The 2,130-nt window shown below is 73.6% G+C and carries 2 protein-coding genes; one reads left to right on the top strand and one right to left on the bottom strand.

What is annotated here, in order from left to right; translation table 11 throughout:
- The coding region (locus tag V7793_RS36755) for an ATP-grasp domain-containing protein (protein ID WP_336014022.1) at nucleotides 1-789 on the bottom strand (789 nt) is incomplete at its 3' end.
- 438 nt (nucleotides 790-1,227) lie between these two features.
- On the opposite strand from V7793_RS36755, the gene V7793_RS36750 reads away from it, so the two are divergent.
- A partial coding sequence (locus tag V7793_RS36750; protein ID WP_336014021.1) for a PAS domain-containing protein occupies nucleotides 1,228-2,130 on the top strand: 903 nt, incomplete at its 3' end.

Below are 2,130 nucleotides of genomic sequence, written 5' to 3'. Positions count from 1 at the left end.
GGCCACGCGGGCGACCGCGTCCGGGACCTGACGGAAGCTGGGGAAGTCGTTGACGTCGACGACCACGGGCCCGTCGGGGCCGAGGACGACGTCCACGCCGTACAGGTCGAGGCCGAAGACCTCGCCGACGCGTGCGGCGATGGCGGCGACCTCGGTGCCGAGCGGCACCTGCCGCTCGCTCGCGGGCCGGTCGGGGTGGAGGGGGGAGCAGCGCTCGGTGGCGTAGAGCTCGCCGTCGACGCAGTAGACCTTGAGGTCGACGCCGGAGTTGGGGACGTAGGGCTGGGCGATGAGCATGCCGCCGCCGGCGCCGTGTCCGTCCCGGGGCGCCTGGTGCGCGAGCCGGTCCGGGGAGGGCACGAGGCGCACGGCCCGGCCGGAGCTGCCGTCGGCGGGCTTGACGACGAGGGGGTACTCGGCGGCGGGCACCTCCGCGAAGTCCTCGATGCGCATGGCCGCGTAGGTCGCGGGGACGGGCAGGCCGTGGGCCTCCGCGGTCACGGCGGCGAGGGCCTTGTCGCGCACGCCGCGGATGGCGCGGGCGTCGTTGACGGTGGTGAGTCCGGCGCCGGCCGCGGCTTCGAGGAGGGTGAGCCCGGGGCCGCCGGAGACCGTCTTGAGGATCCAGGCGTCGTGCCGGCCCGCGCGCACCGTCTCGGAGAGCCGGAGGAGCGACCCGCCGGGCCTGAGCACGTCCACCCGGTGGCCCCAGGACCTGAGTTGGCGGATGACGTCCACCGGCATGCCGTCGTGCCGGTACTGCTCCTCCACCAGGAAGCAGAGTCTCATTGGTGCATCCTCGTAATCCCCGGACATCCGCCGAGTGTGCGTCCGGCAGAACTGTGACGGCTCAGGATGTCATGGGTGACGGGGCGGACATGTCGGGGGCTGTCTCAATTCCGTAGCAAACGGATCATGTGCCGTCCGTTTTTCTCCGTATCCGACCGACTGATTCCCCGTCGGATACGGGCCGACCCTGCGCAGGACGACGGACGGACGGCCCGGCAGCGGGGCTGCGCACACCGCACTTCGATTGGCCGGTACAACGGCCTCGGCGTGGCCGGATCACACCCCGGCCGCCCCGCCGGGCCACCCGGACCACCACGACAGTTCGAGGTGAGATGGATGCTTCAGTGGCGATTAGGGCGGGAAAGATAGCTACAGCCTGAATTATGAGGGCGGCAGGCGGCCCCGCCGTACGCCGCCCGCCGGACGAGATGACCATCGATGGACGCGAATTCCGACCCCCTCTCCCCCACGGCGACGGTCCCGGTCGCCGCCGTCGACGCGGGAGGCACCGTCACCCTGTGGAGCCCCGCCGCGCGGCACGCGCTCGGCTATGCGCCCGAGGAGGTCATCGGCCGCCCCGCCGCCGCCCTGCTCGCCGCACCCCTGCCGCCCCCGGCCCTGCGGGCGCTCACGCGGTCCGCGCCCTGGAGCGGCGCCCTCACGGCCCGCCACCGGGACGGCGGGGCGGTGCGGGTCACCGTGCGGGCACACCCCTGTCCGGAGGGCGACGGCCGCGTGCAGTGGGTGCTCCTCGGCGCCGCTCCGCAGGGCGCCCCGCCCGGCGAGCCGGACACCGTGCTCCAGGAGGCGGCGCGGAAGGATGCCGCCCTCAAGGAGTGGGCCTACGTGCAGTCCCCGATCGCCACCGCCGTCTACGACCGCGGCCTGCGGCTGACCGGTGCGAACGGCGAGATGGTGCGCCTGTCGGGCCGCCCCGAGGAGGCCATGCTGGGGCTGCAGCTCACCGAGATCTTCCCCGGCGCCCCCTTCGACGAGTTCGGCCGCCTGATGGCGGAGGTGCTGCGCACCGGCGAGACCTTGCGCACGGACACCTTCTTCCGCGCGCCCGGCCAGCCCCGCAAGCGCGCGTGGGCGACGTTCTTCACCCCGCTCAAGGACGGCGAAGGCCGCGTGCAGGGCGTGTCGATAGCGGCATTGGACCGCACGGAGCCGCACCGCGCCCGGCAGCGGCTGGCGATGGTCAATGACGCGGGCGCCCGCATCGGCACCACGCTGGACGTCGGGCGCACCGCCGAGGAGCTGGCGGACGTCACCACGGGCGCGTTCGCGGACCTGGTCAGCGTCGATCTGCTCGACTCCGTCCTGCACAGCGGAGATGCG

Origin of the sequence: Streptomyces sp. KLMMK (assembly GCF_036961605.1) — a bacterium.
GTDB classification, from domain to species: domain Bacteria; phylum Actinomycetota; class Actinomycetes; order Streptomycetales; family Streptomycetaceae; genus Streptomyces; species Streptomyces telluris.
The sequence above is the reverse complement of the archived record's forward strand: the minus strand, read 5'-3'. Positions and strand labels throughout refer to the sequence as shown.